16 protein-coding genes and 1 riboswitch are annotated in these 17,301 nt (G+C 33.6%); of the genes, 5 read left to right on the forward strand and 11 right to left on the reverse strand.

Annotated elements, in window-relative coordinates; genetic code table 11:
* Window positions 1-5: 5 nt before the first annotated feature.
* From LMD38_RS17505 to LMD38_RS17530, 6 genes are all read right to left on the reverse strand, one after another.
* Window positions 6-1,193 carry an SIS domain-containing protein gene (locus tag LMD38_RS17505; protein WP_062822335.1) on the reverse strand — a complete coding sequence of 396 codons (1,188 nt, stop codon included), beginning with the start codon at window positions 1,191-1,193 and terminating at the stop codon, window positions 6-8.
* A gap of 77 nt (window positions 1,194-1,270) precedes the next feature.
* Entirely contained in the window at window positions 1,271-1,990 is a 720-nt protein-coding gene (locus LMD38_RS17510; protein WP_000560690.1) for a GntR family transcriptional regulator, read from the reverse strand.
* A gap of 164 nt (window positions 1,991-2,154) precedes the next feature.
* Window positions 2,155-3,420, reverse strand: coding sequence for a Gfo/Idh/MocA family protein (locus LMD38_RS17515; RefSeq protein WP_000626886.1), 1,266 nt, complete (start codon window positions 3,418-3,420; stop codon window positions 2,155-2,157).
* Between the two features lie 26 nt (window positions 3,421-3,446).
* Window positions 3,447-4,280 carry a carbohydrate ABC transporter permease gene (locus tag LMD38_RS17520; RefSeq protein ID WP_011198667.1) on the reverse strand — a complete coding sequence of 278 codons (834 nt, stop codon included), beginning with the start codon at window positions 4,278-4,280 and terminating at the stop codon, window positions 3,447-3,449.
* Complete coding sequence (locus LMD38_RS17525) at window positions 4,273-5,217, reverse strand: carbohydrate ABC transporter permease (RefSeq protein WP_000389885.1); 945 nt, start codon at window positions 5,215-5,217, stop codon at window positions 4,273-4,275. The genes LMD38_RS17520 and LMD38_RS17525 overlap by 8 nt, the downstream gene beginning before the upstream one ends.
* 53 nt (window positions 5,218-5,270) lie before the next feature.
* Window positions 5,271-6,521, reverse strand: coding sequence for an ABC transporter substrate-binding protein (locus LMD38_RS17530; RefSeq protein ID WP_000758667.1), 1,251 nt, complete (start codon window positions 6,519-6,521; stop codon window positions 5,271-5,273).
* 435 nt (window positions 6,522-6,956) lie between these two features.
* Between LMD38_RS17530 and LMD38_RS17535 the strand changes: the two genes are divergently transcribed.
* The 3 genes from LMD38_RS17535 to LMD38_RS17545 all read left to right on the forward strand — a co-directional run bounded on the left by LMD38_RS17535 (window position 6,957) and on the right by LMD38_RS17545 (window position 10,093).
* Entirely contained in the window at window positions 6,957-7,820 is an 864-nt protein-coding gene (locus LMD38_RS17535; RefSeq protein ID WP_000615934.1) for a PucR family transcriptional regulator, read from the forward strand.
* Window positions 7,821-7,922: 102 nt separating this feature from the next.
* Entirely contained in the window at window positions 7,923-9,026 is a 1,104-nt protein-coding gene (locus LMD38_RS17540; protein WP_062822336.1) for an ABC transporter ATP-binding protein, read from the forward strand.
* A 602-nt stretch (window positions 9,027-9,628) separates the two neighbouring features.
* Window positions 9,629-10,093, forward strand: coding sequence for a hypothetical protein (locus LMD38_RS17545; protein WP_061536817.1), 465 nt, complete (start codon window positions 9,629-9,631; stop codon window positions 10,091-10,093).
* A gap of 19 nt (window positions 10,094-10,112) precedes the next feature.
* Here LMD38_RS17545 and LMD38_RS17550 read toward each other — a convergent pair whose 3' ends face one another.
* Window positions 10,113-10,391, reverse strand: coding sequence for a hypothetical protein (locus LMD38_RS17550; protein WP_062822337.1), 279 nt, complete (start codon window positions 10,389-10,391; stop codon window positions 10,113-10,115).
* 29 nt (window positions 10,392-10,420) lie between these two features.
* Window positions 10,421-11,683 carry an MFS transporter gene (locus tag LMD38_RS17555; RefSeq protein WP_062822338.1) on the reverse strand — a complete coding sequence of 421 codons (1,263 nt, stop codon included), beginning with the start codon at window positions 11,681-11,683 and terminating at the stop codon, window positions 10,421-10,423.
* Between the two features lie 136 nt (window positions 11,684-11,819).
* On the opposite strand from LMD38_RS17555, the gene LMD38_RS17560 reads away from it, so the two are divergent.
* Entirely contained in the window at window positions 11,820-12,302 is a 483-nt protein-coding gene (locus LMD38_RS17560; protein ID WP_062822339.1) for an 8-oxo-dGTP diphosphatase, read from the forward strand.
* A 29-nt stretch (window positions 12,303-12,331) separates the two neighbouring features.
* On the opposite strand, the gene LMD38_RS17565 is transcribed toward LMD38_RS17560, so the two are convergent.
* Genes LMD38_RS17565 through LMD38_RS17575 form a run of 3 tightly spaced genes read right to left on the reverse strand, consistent with a single transcriptional unit; the run spans window position 12,332 to window position 15,480 of the window.
* Window positions 12,332-13,957, reverse strand: a complete 1,626-nt coding sequence (locus tag LMD38_RS17565; protein ID WP_062822340.1) for a YndJ family protein — start codon at window positions 13,955-13,957, stop codon at window positions 12,332-12,334.
* Window positions 13,958-13,962: 5 nt separating this feature from the next.
* Window positions 13,963-14,568 (reverse strand): DUF4166 domain-containing protein, encoded by a 606-nt coding sequence (locus tag LMD38_RS17570; RefSeq protein ID WP_062822341.1) that lies wholly within the window; start codon window positions 14,566-14,568, stop codon window positions 13,963-13,965.
* A gap of 3 nt (window positions 14,569-14,571) precedes the next feature.
* Window positions 14,572-15,480 carry a DoxX-like family protein gene (locus LMD38_RS17575; RefSeq protein ID WP_062822342.1) on the reverse strand — a complete coding sequence of 303 codons (909 nt, stop codon included), beginning with the start codon at window positions 15,478-15,480 and terminating at the stop codon, window positions 14,572-14,574.
* 190 nt (window positions 15,481-15,670) lie between these two features.
* A riboswitch (Lysine riboswitch) is annotated at window positions 15,671-15,857 on the forward strand.
* A 199-nt stretch (window positions 15,858-16,056) separates the two neighbouring features.
* On the opposite strand from LMD38_RS17575, the gene LMD38_RS17580 reads away from it, so the two are divergent.
* The gene (locus tag LMD38_RS17580) at window positions 16,057-17,286 is read left to right on the forward strand and encodes an aspartate kinase (protein WP_062822343.1); all 1,230 of its coding nucleotides are present in this window, start codon (window positions 16,057-16,059) and stop codon (window positions 17,284-17,286) included.
* The last annotated feature ends 15 nt before the right edge of the window (window positions 17,287-17,301 follow it).

Here is a 17,301-nt window from a genome sequence, read left to right on the forward strand (position 1 = left end):
AATTGCTATTCCTTTCCTTTATAAGGATGTACTGTTACCCCTCGAACGATACGATTTACACTTCCACTTGGACAAGGGTTATCTGGAGTAATCCCTAATGCAATAGATTTATATAACGCTAAAATTTGTCCGTATAATATATAAATAAACGTAATATACATGTCATCTTTCAGATTGCGTCCGTCATTGCATAAAAACGTATTTGAATTTCGCCTTGCTTCCTGATTATCTTGATGTGCTATAACAATAATCTCGCTTCTTTCTTTCTCTTGAAAAAGCTCTTTTAATAAATCAAGATCATATTTTTTCGTATACTCATCATTAGATAAAAATAATACAACAACTGTATCCTTATCTAAAATTGATTTCGGTCCATGCCTAAACCCAAGTGTTGTGTCAAACGTAACTGGGATACGACCAGCAGTTAACTCTAAAAATTTTAAAGCAGCCTCTCGAGAAAGTCCCTCGAATACGCCTGATCCTAAAAATACAATTTTACGAAATTCTTTTTCTGCAATTCGTTGAATTTCCTGTTCTTGTTTTTTGATTACATCTTTTCCTAATCTTACAATATCCATAATGCTAGGTTCTAAAAGATGGGTCTGATTATAGTTACATAACATAAGTGCAGTTAACATCATAGAGGTAAAACTTCCTGTCATTGCAAACCCTTGATCGTTTGCCTCCTGTGGCATATACATAACAAAAGCGTTCTCTTTATGCTGAAATTGCTTCGCTAAATTTCCTTCTTCATTACATGTTAAAATAATATGATAAACTGAATGAATAATTTGTTCTCCTAATTGCGCTGCCGCTACACTTTCTGGACTATTGCCTGAGCGAGCAAAAGACACTAAAATTGTTGGGATGTCTGGCTGAAGATAGTAATAAGGACTTGAGACTATATTTGTTGTTGGAATGCTTTCAATATGCATTTTCTTTAAATCCGTAATCCTTTTTACATATGGAACAATTGTGTCTCCAACAAAAGCGGATGTCCCTGCACCAGTGAAAATAACCCTCACTTGTTCATGATCTCTTGAAATACGTGAAAAGAAGTCTATAATTTCATGATGTTTGCTTTGAAAATTCAAATATACTTGCTCCCAAAGATCTGGCTGTTGTGCAATTTCTTTCGCTGTAAAACACGCTCCAGATGTTTCTCTTATTTCATCATTTGCATGTAATAACATTTCAGAACCCCCTTAATATTAGTCCACATCTTATCACGTCATCATTACCAGTTGAATTACAATAAGTATAACTATACTTATTGTAATTCAACTGTGTAAGTAAATTTATCTCCTCTTGCAATGGTCTGTGTGTATTCAATTATATTTTCTTTCGCATATGCAATACGTTCTAGAGATAAAGATGGTTCATTCTTTTCAACTTGTAGCCATGTTGCATGCTCTTTTTCTGCTGCAATCGCTTTGAAACTTTCCACCGCACGTGTGATATGAACTTGGTATTTTGTACGGAAAATCTCGTACATTGGTGTTTCTTCTAATTCTTTCTTCGTTAAATATGGAAAGAACTTTACAGGAATATAAGATGTTTCAAATAGCATGGGTTCTTTATCAGCTAACCTTAATCTCGTAATTTGATACACCTCTTCTCCATTGTTAAGATTCATAATTTTCGATATTTTTTTATCGCAATGAATTATGGAAAATGATACGACTGTTGATGATGGAACCTTTCCAAATTTTTTCATTTCTTCTGTGAAACTATAAAAACGGACAAGACTTTGATTAAATACACGAGGTGAGACAAAACTCCCTTTACCATGTTTTTTATAAATATATCCTTCTTTTTCTAATTCTTGCATCGTCTGCCTTACTGTTGTTCTACTTACATCATGAATCTCGCATAGTTCACGTTCTGATGGAAGCTTATCATGTTCTTGTAAATTCCCAGTTTCAATTTGCTCCACAATAATATCCATTAGTTGGTAGTATAATGGTGTTCGATTATCTTTTGCAATCATGTTTTACTCCCTCATCTATAAAGTTGTTATGACCAGTTTATGGCTATTATATCGAATGAAAATAGGAATTACCATTACTTTCTCACAGAGAAAGATAAGCTTATTCTATCTGTTAAAATTTACTTGAATCGTATATTTAATTTGTTTCTTTATATGCACTCTTCTTACTTTGCTAGATTCATCGATTGTTGTAACTCTGTCACATATTGCTTAAGATTTACTGTTTCACCCGTTATTCTTGATCTTTCAGCAGCAAATGCAATCAAATGACTATTTGCCGAAATCATTGCAGACGTTAAACTTTCTGTTTTATTGCTTTTTACCTTTTCGATAAAATCAGTCATAATTGCATTATCTGCTCCCATATGTCCACCTTCTATTGTTTTTGGGTAAATCGTTTCAACTTCACCTGAAAAATATTTGACCTTCAATTCATTTAAGACATCATGACCATGAATTTCACCATGTGTTCCCATAATTTTAAACGTACGGCAACACTCTTTTGTAAATGCAGACATTGTAAAAGCAACTGTTACATCATTATCAAACAGCAAATTTACTACTTGATGATCCACAACATCATTGTCACAATGGTACACACAACGCCCATAAGGTCCCTTTTTTAGTGCCTCCAGTCTATTTTCAATGCTTGTATCAATAGAAACTACATTCGCTGGCCATTCATCTCTCTCATGTAAATACCATTTTAAAGCAGAATATTGGCAGTTTCCCTCAACTTCACAACCATCTGTACAACGTAACGTCGAACCCTTAGGTGCATGTTCGGATTTAAAATGAGTCAAACTTCCAAAAGATGAAATCTTTTCACACTCTGCACCCACAAGCCATTGTAGCACATCCATATCATGACAACATTTTTGCAAAATCATTGAACTTGATTCAGACTTATTACGCCAATTCCCTCTTACAAAACTATGTGCTTGATGCCAATGACCGACATTTTCATTCCATTGAATTGAAACGATATCCCCTATCTTCTTTTGATCAACAATTTCTTTTAAAGTCCTATAGAATGGTGCATACCTTAACACGTGACATACTGTTAATAACACGTTATATCTCGTGGCAGCCTCTGCAATTTCCAATGTCTCTTTAGGACTTGGTGACATTGGTTTTTCTAATAAAATTTTGTATCCCTTCTCAATCGCTTGCATTACAGGTTTATAATGAAACCGGTCGGGCGAACAAATAAGCAATACATCACAAAGCTTTTCTTTCGCTAATAACTCTTCCCATGTTTCAAATTGCATATCTTCCGAAACGTTATGCATTTCAGAGAATTTCTGTCTTTTTGCATTATCCAATTCTGCAACCGCAACAAAAGTTATCTCTGTTGGATGTTCTAACGCGTAAGAAGCATAAGCGTACATTCCACGACTTCCTGCCCCAATTAATGCCGCCGTAATCATACATATCCTCTCCTATTCTATTATTCTTATTTTCCACCTGTAATTGTAATTCCTTCAATAAATTGTTTTTGTAAAAAAATAAACAATAACAACATTGGTAAAATCGCTAAAAATGATCCCGCCATTAGTACAGGATAGTTTGTTGCATATTGCCCTTGTAGTGAAGATAAACCAACTGATAATGTCATCATATCTGGTGAATTATTTACAATCATCGGCCACATCAATTCATTCCAAGACCAGAGTGTTGTAAATATACCAAGTGCAATTAAACCTGGTTTCGCAAGAGGCAGCATAACATACCAATAAATTTGGAAGTGATTGCAACCATCTAATCTCGCCGCTTCTTCTAGTTCCTTTGGAACGCCCATAAAAAACTGACGCAATAAAAAGGTACCAAATGCACTAAATAACCCAGGTACAATTACCGCTTGTAATGTATTCAACCAATCCAGTTTTACCATAATTAAATATTGTGGAAGCAAAAACACTTGAGCTGGAACCATTAGGACGGAAAGAGTTAGTAAAAACAGTACATTTCTACCTGGAAATTGTATTCTAGCAAAAGCATAAGCTGCTAATGAGCATAAAAACAACTGCCCAATCGTTCTAGCTATTGTAACAATTACAGTATTCATCATAAATTTTAAAAATGGTAATAAGTTGAATATTTCCGTATAGTTACTCCACATAAATTGAGATGGGATAATAACTGGTGAAACTTGAACAGATTCTGCATAAGTCTTTAGAGACGTTAATATCATCCAAATAAAAGGACCAATGGTTAATAAGGCACCTATGATAAGCATTGTATGAATCATAATTTTATTTTTATTGACTGCACCTACTCTTTTATTCATCATAATGCACCCACTTTTTCTGTAATATCATTTGAATCGCTGTAATGATTAATATAATAATTAATAATACAACTGCTATGGCTGCCGAATATCCTTTTTCATTCAAAATAAAGGCATTTTGATAAAATAAATAAACAATAGATTGTGTATTTTCAATTACATTACTTGTTCTACCAATCATCATAAAGATGAGATCGAATACTTGAAATGCTCCAATTAAAGACATAATCGTTACAAAGAAAATAACTGGCGATAAAAGTGGCAATGTAATCTTAAAGAAAATTGTAATTGGCCGGGCTCCATCCATAATTGCTGCTTCATAGTATGTTTTAGGGATGTTTTGGAGACCAGATAGAAAAATAACCATGTTATATCCTATCCCACCCCAAATCGCAACTATAATAATTGAATATAATGCAATGTTAGGGTTGGTAAGCCAATTAGGACCATCAATTCCAAAGCATGATAACATGTAATTGAGTAACCCATAGTCAGAATTATAGATCCATTTCCATACCATCGCGATTGCAGCAGGCATTGTAATAACAGGTAAAAAATATAATGTTCTATACAGGGATTTCCCTTTAATGTTTTGATTTAATAGCACCGCTAATATGATGGATAAAAATATACTGATTGGAACAGTAAGCACGATATAAATAAATGTATTTTGAAAAGCCTTTCCTAAATCTTGATCAGTAAACATCTTTTTATAGTTTTCTAATCCAATCCATTCATAGCTACCAAACGCATCCCACGCTGTAAAACTAAAATAAATATTTTGCAAAATTGGCCACATATAAAAAATGAATAACCCTAGCATAGTTGGGGCAATCATGACATATGCCCATATATAATCTAATTTCTTTTTCTTTTTATATTTTTTTTGTATATGTGTGTGTTTTTGCTCCACTACCTTTATTGATAGATCCTCCATCTCTTCACTCCTCCCATAATTTTTGATTTAAAGTAAGGAGAGAATCCCTCTCCTTATTTTTTAGAAAGAACTTCATTTGCCTTCTCTGTTAATTCTTTTGTTGCATCTTCAACATTCAATTCTCCTCCCCATACCCTTTTTAATACTTTTGTTTCTTGCTCCCATAAAGCTCCTGTATTTTTCACACTCGGTAATGGGTAAGAATATTCAAGACCAGTGATATACGCTTGTAAATTCAAGTTTGGAACGGATTTAACCCATGCTTCTTGTGTTCCATTAAAAGCAGGAATAACTGTTCCAGTTTCTGCAAACACATCTGCTGCCTCTTTAGAACCTAAATATTTCACAAATTCCCAAGCTGCATCCGGATATTTTGTTTTCGCTGAGATGACATTTGCTAGACCATGAATCATAACAGCTCTTTCTTTCCCTTTTGGCATAACAGCAATATTTAAATCAGGATTTTTCTTATATTCTGGTACCATCCAAGGCCCATCAAAAATCATCGCTACTTTACCTGATAAAAACAAATCAGATGCTGTTGTCTCTGTCATTTGAGCAAATGTTGGTGATAATCCTTCTTTAATAAAACTAATGTTATAATTAAACGCTTCAATTGCTTGTGGTTTATTAAATCCTACTGTTTTTTTATCTTTAGAAAGAACATACCCTTTATTTTGGTAAATGAGATCATAATAGCCACCTTGATTTCCCATTGCTGCTGCAAATCCCCAAACATCTTTTTCCTTTTTCGTCAATTTTTTTGCAGCTTCTTTCATTTTCTCCCAATCCCATGAATCATCTGGATATGCTACTCCAGCTTCATCAAATAATTTTTTATTATACCAAAGTGCCGTTGTATCAAAATCTTTTGGAATACCGTAAGTTTTATTATCTACTGTATATAAATCAACTAAAGATTTCGGATAATTTTCCAATTTATACTTATCCTTTTTCGCTTTATCATCCAAAGGCATCAATACTTTCCCCGAAGCGTATTTCACAACATTTGGTCCATTCATCCAAAATACATCCGGCAATGCATTTCCTGTTGCTGCCGTTTCAAGCTTCTGAAAATACTGCCCATACGCTGTTAATTCTATTTTCACCTTAATATTCGGATGTTTTTCATTAAACTGTTGAACCACTTTTTCCACTGCTGGTAGTTGTTTCTTATCCCAAAGTGCATACCGTAATTCTATTTTTTCATCTTTAGATGACGTGTTAACTTTTTCGCCACTGTTAGAACATCCTACTATTGCCAATAGCAATGTTGACAAAAAGAAAATAAACCACTTTTTCATCCCTTTTCCTCCTCTAGAAACAATCATCTATATAACATAATCTTTACTTATGTTTCTTGTAATTCACTGACGACAAATTAAACTAATATAATCAACTTTACAAAAGATTTGGAGCACCTTGTAAATAAAGCGTTTACAAACGGATTTTATTCATTTATAAAAACAATGCTCGTCTCTCCCTTCCCTATCAATTTTAGTAGACTTATGTCATTACCAGTTGAAGGAATAAACTATCATTGATATATTATTTATACATATACCAATTTGATCACGACATGATGTTGTCATTACCAGTTGTTATGAAGTATAACACTATCACTTTTTCCTCTGCAATATATTTTCTGAATTTTTTAAATTTTTATCACGAACTGTATTAATCCATTATCCCTATATAATTTGTTATTAATAAATAATATAAAGATAAGGAGTGTTGATATGATTCAACAATTAAAAAAATATTACGCTAAAGATATAAAAATTAATGAAGCCATACTTTCTGAAGATTACAGTTGGTTTTTGATTGACGGGAATAGAGTAGGAATTCGTAAATCTCGCTTACATAAACGGGAGTGTCAATTGCTTTCATCCCTCTTAACTCCCATCCATACTGACACATGCTACGAAACAAAAATAGAAAAGTATTGGTACGAAGCGTTATATCAGAGTAAAGATATTCAAATAACATCTGTACGCTTTTTACATTTCTTCACAACGCATCCTATAACGGAACGAGAAGAATTTCATAATGCTTTACATTCAATACTTGGTTTTGATACTCCTACAATATGGGAAACTTCACAAACTGGAGTCCTCATCTTAACAGAAAATATATCTGAATATAGATTACAAACAGCCCTTGATACGCTAGAAACAGATTTTTTTATATCCTTATCCTTTTTTGTCGGCAGACACTACACCCAAACCAATCAAGTTTCTCACTTGTATCAATGGGAACGAAATTTATTTTCTTATCTTTCTCCCTATTTATCAAAGAAAATTACATACATTGAACAACTTCTCCCTTATCAATTAATGACCTTATTACCAAAAGAAAAAAGAGAAAAATATACAAATCGTTTATTGGAAAATGTTTCCAATGATAAAGAACTAATAGAGAGTATTAAAGTATTCTTCCAATGTAATTTAAATGTATCACTTGCGGCTAAACAATTATATTTACACCGAAATACTTTACAGTATCGAATTGACAAATTTATTGAAAAAACAGGATTGAATATAAAAACATTTGAAGGTGCTGTGGCTGTTTATTTGGCTTTTCTTTCTTTGAACATCTCGTAATTTTGCATAAAAAAATTAACTTTTTTTGTGCAACTTACCAATTCACCTTACATTAAATAAAACTTATAATTCAGTTAATTATAAAAATAGGGGTGATGTATAATGGCCGAACTCGTATTAAATCATATTTTCAAATTATACGATAATAAAACAACTGCTGTTTCTGACTTCAATTTACATATTCAAGATAAAGAGTTTATTGTATTTGTTGGCCCTTCTGGTTGTGGAAAATCAACTACTCTACGGATGATTGCAGGTTTAGAAGACATTTCTGACGGCTCATTTTATATTGATGATAAACTTATGAATGACGTCGCTCCAAAAGATCGTGACATTGCAATGGTATTTCAAAATTACGCACTATACCCACATATGTCTGTTTACGATAATATGGCGTTTGGTTTAAAATTACGAAAACTACCAAAAGATGAAATTAATCGTCGTGTAACTGAGGCAGCAAAAATATTAGGTCTTGAAGATTATTTAAAGCGAAAACCAAAAGCATTATCGGGTGGACAGCGCCAGCGTGTGGCATTAGGAAGAGCTATCGTTCGTGATGCAAAAGTATTCTTAATGGACGAGCCTCTATCCAATTTAGATGCTAAATTACGTGTAAGTATGCGTTCAGAAATTTCTAAGCTTCATCGCCGCTTAAACACAACTACTATATATGTAACACATGACCAAACGGAAGCAATGACAATGGCATCACGCCTTGTTGTGATGAAAGATGGTATCATACAACAAGTTGGTACACCAAAAGAAGTTTATGATACTCCTGAAAATGTTTTTGTTGGCGGATTCATTGGTTCTCCAGCTATGAATTTTTTTACTGGAACATTAAAAGATAACTATTTTCATATAGAAAACATTCGTTTTAAAGTACCAGAAGGGCAATTAAAAAAATTGCAGAAAAAGGGATACAATAAAAAAACACTTATACTCGGTATTCGTCCAGAAGACATTCACGATGAACCAATTGTCCTTCAATCTTCTCCCGATTCAACTGTCGAAATTAATGTTGAAGTTGCTGAACTATTAGGTGCTGAGACTATGATACATGGAAAACTTGAAAATCAAAGTTTTGTCGCACGAATTAATGCTCGATCAGAACTGAAAGCTGGCGATAAACTTTCAGTAGCCTTTAGTTTAACAAAAGCACATTTTTTTGATAGTGAGACAGAACTACGTATACGTAACAATTAAATACACTTAATTGATTATTCTAAAATTAGATGTACAAAAAAGCTGTGTAGTATGACCTTTACACAGCTTCCTTCTTTAATCCCTTAAACATACTATTACTATTTAACCTTATGATGAGAGAATTCTTCTCTTAAACATTTTGATATTAATCATTTTATTTGTAGGGTTAAGGGGATGACCGTCCGTTTAATTAAAAACAAATGAACGCTGTTAGTATCACATACCATTGCCATATCAAACTCGTTACATATCCCTTCAACCAACACCTTAAAACATTCTTCTATTATCATTTATTTCCGAAAAATTAAAATAAAAAATCTGAAGACACTATCTAAACTTCGGATACTTAAAGTACCACGATCCTTACGGTTTTTAGTAGTATTTCGGATCCAACTTCCCTTTCATTTCATTCCATGCCTAAAGGCGGATCGGCTTTCTTGTTTAGAAAAAGATGTAATAAAACTAAGTACAAGCATAGCAAATAATATAATAACTCCTAACCCAATATTCATAAAACGAATCCCTTACATTATATGGTATAACTTAACATAAAGAGAAGATAATAATAAATAAATCCGTTACAGAATGGGAGCTCTCAAAAAATGCAACGAAAAATATTAACTCTCTTTACGCTTATATGCTTAGCACTACCAATACAAGCTAGTGCATACACATTTCAATCACTACCAATTGCATCAAAGTCTAAACAATGGTATATCGAAATTGATAAATCTCATAACGTAAACAAGCAAGCAATCCAGCCAAAACAAGGTGTATTTGATACATATAGTTTACTCGTAAAAAACATCGGTCATGATGTATCAAACGTATCCGTGGAAATACTTGATAACAATCCTACCTCTAAAGCTACCTTTAAACCTACTACACCTAATGAAAATATTTCTAAAAGTCATACAAGCTTTGACTACATGGTATTCCCATTAGACTTTAATAGTCATAATTTTAAAGTTGTGATTACTTGGGAAGAAAAGAACTTTTCTTACAACGGCCATCCAGTAAATGAAAGTAAAAAAATGAAACAAACATTTGTATTTAATGAAGAGTAAGCCCTAATTTAATTAGGGCTTACTCTTCATTTACAAAACCAGTTTGAATGGCTTCTGTCACTTCTTTTGTTATGTCCAGTTTTGTTGCATCGGTGCTAATTTTCTTATGCCAAATATGCACGGAAGGCTTTTCGTTACAAAAATGTTTTATTAATACTAGTTGATTATATGCTAGCTTATTTTCTCTATGGGTAGCAATATAGACTGTGAAATTTTTTGCTTCAAAGACCTTTTCCTGCAAAGTATATTGGTCGTCCCATTCCTTTGCGACTATATCGTTCAAATTTTCTATAAGCATATAAGTCGTTCCCACCTTCCCTTATATCATCAATCAAATCTTCGAATACTCGGCACACATAATGCTACTCCAATTGTTACAAGTACTAAAATAGCTAGTGTTATAATCGTTATCTCGCCACCTATGACAGTAGCTAACCATCCTACAGCTACATAACCTAGTGGCAATAAAGCAAATGAACCTAACATATCAAGGCTTGCCACTCTTCCAAATGCTTCTTCTGGCACAAGCTCTTGTAAACTCGTCTCCCAAATGAGTCCAAATATCATCATACCGAACCCTTCAATTGCCATTAATATAATTAAAACAGGTGCCCAAGTAATGAACGGCATTATTAAAAGCGCACAACCACTTATTAAAACACCACCATAGGCAAGTACTCCCCGCTTATACCACCGTTCTCTCCCGCCAAATATTAGCGCAGCAACTACAGCTCCAACACCAGAGGATGCCATTCCTAATCCATACACATATGCTTCAAAATGATGATGAACATTAAATAACCATGGAATTAATACGACGATAATTCCTGCATAACAAATATTGATGAAAGAAAAGACTAAAATTGTAATCCATAGCCACGGATGACTTTTTAAAACAAAAACACCTTCCATAAACTCTTGTTTATAATCGACTTTTTTCTTTTCAATAGATTTTACTTTTTTAAACTTTATTTCTCTTAAAAATAATAAACAAAAAAATGATAACAAATACGTTACTGCATCTAGTTCAAACCCTATTCCAGCAGATGCAACTGAAACGATTAATCCTCCAAGAGCTGGTCCAATTAGTCGTATACCTTGATTACTCATTTGCGTTAATGCATTAGCTGCATTGCGAATTTCTGGTACAAATACTTTCGCTCTTACAGCCGCATACGCTGGCTGAAATATGCCTTCCATAAGTCCATATAATGCTACAAGTACATATAGAAGTGGAATTGTTAATACATCCATAAATATAAGTGTTGCAAGTAATAGCATTAATATGCAGCGAACTATATCTGTAAATAACATTACTTTCACCCGATCCATTCGATCTACTACTAATCCCGCAAACGGTAACGCAAGAATATTAGGAAGCATGTACATTGCCATAGTCATTCCCATTACAACTGTTGAACCAGTTAATGAATACACAACGACTGGCAAAATAACCATCGTTATCGAACTACCTAAAGTCGAAAGCAATTGCCCAATCCATAAAAATTTAAAATGTGGTGACGCTTTAACTGGCAATAATAATTTGCCAACATACCCTAAACCTTTTTCTCTTTGTATTCCCCCTTGCATTTCCCTCTCCTCTTTTCAAATAACTATAGAATTTATACGAAGCAACTAAAAACTCCTAATCTTCTATTTTTAATTATATAAGAAATCATTATATCATGGTAAAATTATCAAAAAATATAAAGGAGAATACATCATTATGCCAAATTCACATAACATCGAACACCGCATCTATACAATGTGTATGATGCAGCGCAATAATGAAGTTTTACTTATAAAACGCCCCGATCATCGAGGTTTTCCTGGTTACATCGCTCCCGGCGGAAAAGTAGATTTTCCAGAAAGTATCGTTCAAGCTGCTAAACGAGAAGTAAAAGAAGAAACTGGATTACTTGTTTCAACTTTAACCTTTAAGGGATTAGATGAATATGTAAATCCGAAAGAAAATGTTCGATATATGGTATTTAACTATTGGACAGATTCATTTAAAGGTGAACTCCTTTCGAATCCTCCTGAAGGCAAATTATTATGGGTACCAATCGATACAGCACTAAATCTTCCTATGCAAGATTGGTTTAAAGAAAGATTTCCATTATTTTTTGAAAAAGGTACGTTTGAAATTCAACGTGTTTGGGACAAAGACTTAGACAAACAAGTCGCTATGACAATTACCCATACGTAAAAAAAGCTTGGAATCTCTCCAAGCTTTTCTTACTTCTCCTCTATTTTCTTAATCTCATAATCAATTTCTAAAAACTTAACTCCAAATATCCACATTTTATGGTTAGCTTCTAACATTTGATTGGTGCCCTCTTTAATAATAAACGTCTCTGCTAACGGTAACCGTACTGTAAAGAAACGAGTATGTAAATAAATCCCCTCATCTCCCTTACCATTTCTTCTCAGCTTACTAGTAATAATTAAATTATTATTATCATTACGTAATTTTAAAATCCCCGTCATATTCGAATATGGTAGAGGTAATGCGATATTCATATATGTCTCATTCTTATACGTATGTTTTGAGTAAAGAGCTACAAAAATAGATGCTCCTGCTTCATTTTTTCTTAACCAAGCTCTTACATTCTCCCTTCCATCCTTCTCATCCATTACCCCTATGATAGAGCCGTGCATTGTTTCCCACTTGCCGCCCATTCCTAAATGTATTTGTCCTACACGCTTACTCATTTTCTCATAACAAAATGCTAACAGGCGGAACGAACGAGTCCATTTAATATGCGATTGTAACTCATACTCTGTTGTATTTTCATAAAACCGAATAATGCTTAAAGGTATCTTCGTCACGTCAAATGCCTCACTATGAAAATCATTCATTTTATCAACTAAACCGTTGTATTCCTTACTATCTATTACATTTCTGTTATGTAAAAACGCTTCACCAACTGTCGCCTTTCCTCTTAATCTGCTCATTGGTTTCCCGTAATATTTATAGTTCGGAACACTCTTTTCAATCATCCAGCCGACAAATGCCGGTAACGCTACTCCAATTCCATTCACAACACCGTGAATCCAAACCATTTGAGCAATTGTAATCGTCATTACATGTTTCAAATTCCCATACGAGTATATAAGTGAAAACATAATTGTTACCATAAGTGTACTAGACGATATGATCAGAAGAATCTTTGCGTTGATAGCATTAAATTTCGTACGCCAAATATAAATTCCATAACCATAAATAGCGCATAAATATAGGAACACTGCAAAAAATTCAAATACCCTTGAATACGTAATTCCTACTGCGACTGTCAGAGGTGAAATAACGATGACAAACATAATAACATCATATACTTTACTTCTCTTTTCTCTTTTTCTCCCAATTAAACCAGCCGATAACGGCAATAGAAACGCCGAATAATGAAAGTGTGCAGCTGTGAGTAAAACAATGTCAGAACTAAAGTGCATAATGGAAAGCTTTGCTACTGAGGCGAAAAACCAGAAGCCACCTAAAAACAAATAAATAAACCCACTATCGATTGCCGTTTCTTCTAACGGTTTCCATCCTCTTTCTAGTAATCTACTCACACCAAATAACGCGACAATTCCTGTATATACAAACCAAAATAGCGCAAAGAAATAGTGACTTGTTACGAAAGCTAACATTGCACTAATTGCTGCGATTGGATATAAAAACGATACAAATTCATAAAAGAATACATATGATCCATTTCTTGTTTTCTTATCAATGATGCTAAATGACATCGGTATAAATAACAACATAGATAATAAAATAATTGCTTCCACTGGGTTTATATTTGACCACTCACATATTAAAAAAATAATATAACAAACAAATCCAACTATTATATTTTTCATATTATTTATTTCCTCTCCACAAACGTTCCCTTATATGAAAATAATGAACCAATTAACGGATTGCGTACTTGAACATGAATTCGAAAGCATTGTTGTGTTTCATCATAACTTTCTACAATGTCGGCCTCACCGTATAAGAATCTAGGTAGTGGAACTTTTCTTCCAAACATGTAAAACCATTGTTTCTTTGAAGAAATATGCATTGCCCCTAACTCATCAATATGAAAATTCAATGTAGAGACGAGTAAATGTGGTTCACCAAAATAATCTACAATTTCATTTGCATCAAGTTTCATTACCGCATTAAAATACCTTTTCTTATTATGAAAATAAAAAGTACGATTCCACCGCACAAGTTCATGTCCATGTTCATCACGCTCAGCGGTATTATGTATTGTAAATGGCACTCCCTTACCTCTCTCAGAGAAAAACATTCGAAACTTCGATGCAATTTTTAATATGAATTTTACGAAAAAAGAACCACCGTAAATTTCATCCATCTTCCCTTCTCCAATAAAGCTATTTTCTTCTGTAATCTCATAACGTTTCTGTAATTTCGGATGAAGTTTTTTATAAGAATCCCCTAATAACCTTTCATACATATTAGCCATACATTACCCCTTTCTCTTCCTCTTGCAATTTTTTGCACTTGGCAAATTCGTACTATTTATATAACCGACAATCGATAATCCAATTAGAAGTAGATTTAACGTAATTGGATTAAACGGTTCTGTAAAGCTTACGATATTCGTAAATCCTGCTGCTATCGTTAAGGCTATTAACATAAAAATATGTACGACAAATACTTTTCGTTTTGGAAATGGTAACAGCCATAGGACACCAAAAATAATTTCTAGTAATCCAATTATTTTAAGTATAAAAACACTATGTTCAGTTGAACCAACCATCACCGATAGCATTTTTACTTCTTCTGAATGAGTAAACACTAGTTTCGGTACTATTCCTTGATACATCCATACGAAAGCAAATAAAAAACATACGAGCCAATACGTCACTGTTCTTCTAATGAGCAATCTAGGATGAAGTCCCTTTTCTAACCATAATTTTAAAACATCAAAACTCCAAGCAGTCGCCCAGCCTAATAACGGCCGAAACATATAGAAATCTATTACATTCCCTATACGACCAAACCTCGTATCATAATCATATTGTGTCTCAAAATGAATGTGTTCTTTACACGGTGTATACTTCCAATAACCACGCCCTATTTGAATAAGAGATAATGTATTATCCGTCCAAAACTTTAAAGAAGAAATTCTTTCACCCGTTTCTTTTCTTATTTCACCTATCGATTCCCCTTCCCCAGCTATTTCAAGTCCAAATCCGATTTTTGTTTTATATAGAAATTTCTGTGGTTCTCCTTCTTTTTTCTCTAAATATGAAATTTCAGTAAAGCGGGCATCCCATTCTGTATGTATATGTGGTTCTTGCGTATATTCCCATAATTTCTCCATCGTTGTGTTCATTTCTGCTGAAACATAAATAGGCTTTTTCCTCTTCATTCTTCCACCTCCAATGAACTATAATTTTAATGTACATGTAATACATTTATTTTGCTACATTTTTCACAAACTCCCTTGTAAAAAATAGAATTTTTAAAATATATATAAAACACTTGATTCCTCAAAAAATTTAAATTATTATAAAACAAATGTTACCAACAACTTCATAAATCAAACACTCTCGCCTAAAACGTGAGATAGAGGTTGCGATACTTATGAGTATTCTAATGGAGACACAGAGAGGTCTATGAAATTAGATGAAAGGAAGTATTGCCGAAATCGATATATTTCTCTGTATGTATCGATTGGGGCTGTTTTCGAATAGAAACAGAACTGTCATATGTACAGACGCGTATGTATGAAGAGCTATCTACAAAAAAGAGATATCATTTTCATGGTATTCCTTTTTTGGCGGTTTTTTTATTAGCTCCGTTTTCTGTTTCCCTTTTCCTGTAACAGCACCATCCTCACTTATTTGAGATGGTGTTTTTTGTTTTTCTCTGGTAACTACAGGAATATTGGGATTTATATATGTCCTAATCTATTCTTAAAAATGGATGAAAGAAGGAATTCGTAATGGAAACGATTGTACAAAAATTTGGTGGCACTTCTGTCGGAAGTGTTGAGCGTATTCAACATGTAGCAAATTTAATTATTGAAGAATATGAGCGAGGACATAGTATCGTCTCTGTCGTTTCAGCAATGGGAAAAAGTACTGATGAACTTGTAGCACTTGCTAACGCAATTACAGAAAATCCAAGTAAACGTGAAATGGATATGCTTCTATCGACAGGAGAGCAAGTAACTATTTCATTATTAACGATGGCACTGCAAGCAAAAGGGTATAACGCGATTTCATTAACAGGATGGCAAGCTGGTATTACGACAGAATCTGTACATAGTAGTGCACGGATTACTGAAATTAATACGGATCGAATTCAGTCTTATCTTACTAAAGGCACGATTGTTATTGTAGCTGGTTTCCAAGGAGTCAGTGAAGATCTTGAAATTACAACGCTTGGACGAGGTGGTTCTGATACAACTGCTGTCGCATTAGCTGCTGCACTAAACGCAAAAAAATGTGATATTTACACAGATGTGACTGGCGTATATACGACGGATCCACGAGTTGTAAAAGATGCTTATAAATTAGATGAAATTTCTTATGACGAAATGTTAGAACTTGCAAACCTCGGTGCTGGTGTATTACACCCGCGTGCTGTTGAGTTTGCTAAAAATCATAATGTCATTTTAGAAGTTCGCTCAAGTATGGAACAAGAAAACGGAACAATTGTAAAAGGAGAATGTAACATGGAACAACAATCAATCGTTAAAGGTATTGCATTTGAAGATAATATTACACGCATCACAGTGAAAGGATTAGAACAAGGTTCACTTTCAACTGTTTTCTCTACATTAGCAGCGGCACATATTAATGTAGATATCATCATTCAAAGTATTACTAATGAAGGAACTGTTCATCTCTCCTTCTCCATCCATTCTAATGATTTAAGAGAAACATTAGAAGTATTGGAACAAAATCAAGAGGCACTTCACTATGAAGCAGTAGAATATGAAAATCATTTAGCAAAAGTATCAATTGTAGGATCTGGTATGGTCTCTAATCCAGGTGTTGCTGCGAATATGTTCACTACTTTAAAAGAAGAAGATATTCATATTAAAATGGTAAGTACATCAGAAATTAAAGTGTCTGTCGTTATTGACCGCCTTCATTTAGTGACAGGTGTTGAGGCACTGCATCAATCATTTATGGCGAAAATTGTGCCTTTAGTACAAATGAGTTAATTTCCAGCGGTACTA

This window comes from Bacillus pacificus (genome assembly GCF_020861345.1).
GTDB classification, from domain to species: Bacteria; Bacillota; Bacilli; order Bacillales; family Bacillaceae_G; genus Bacillus_A; species Bacillus_A pacificus.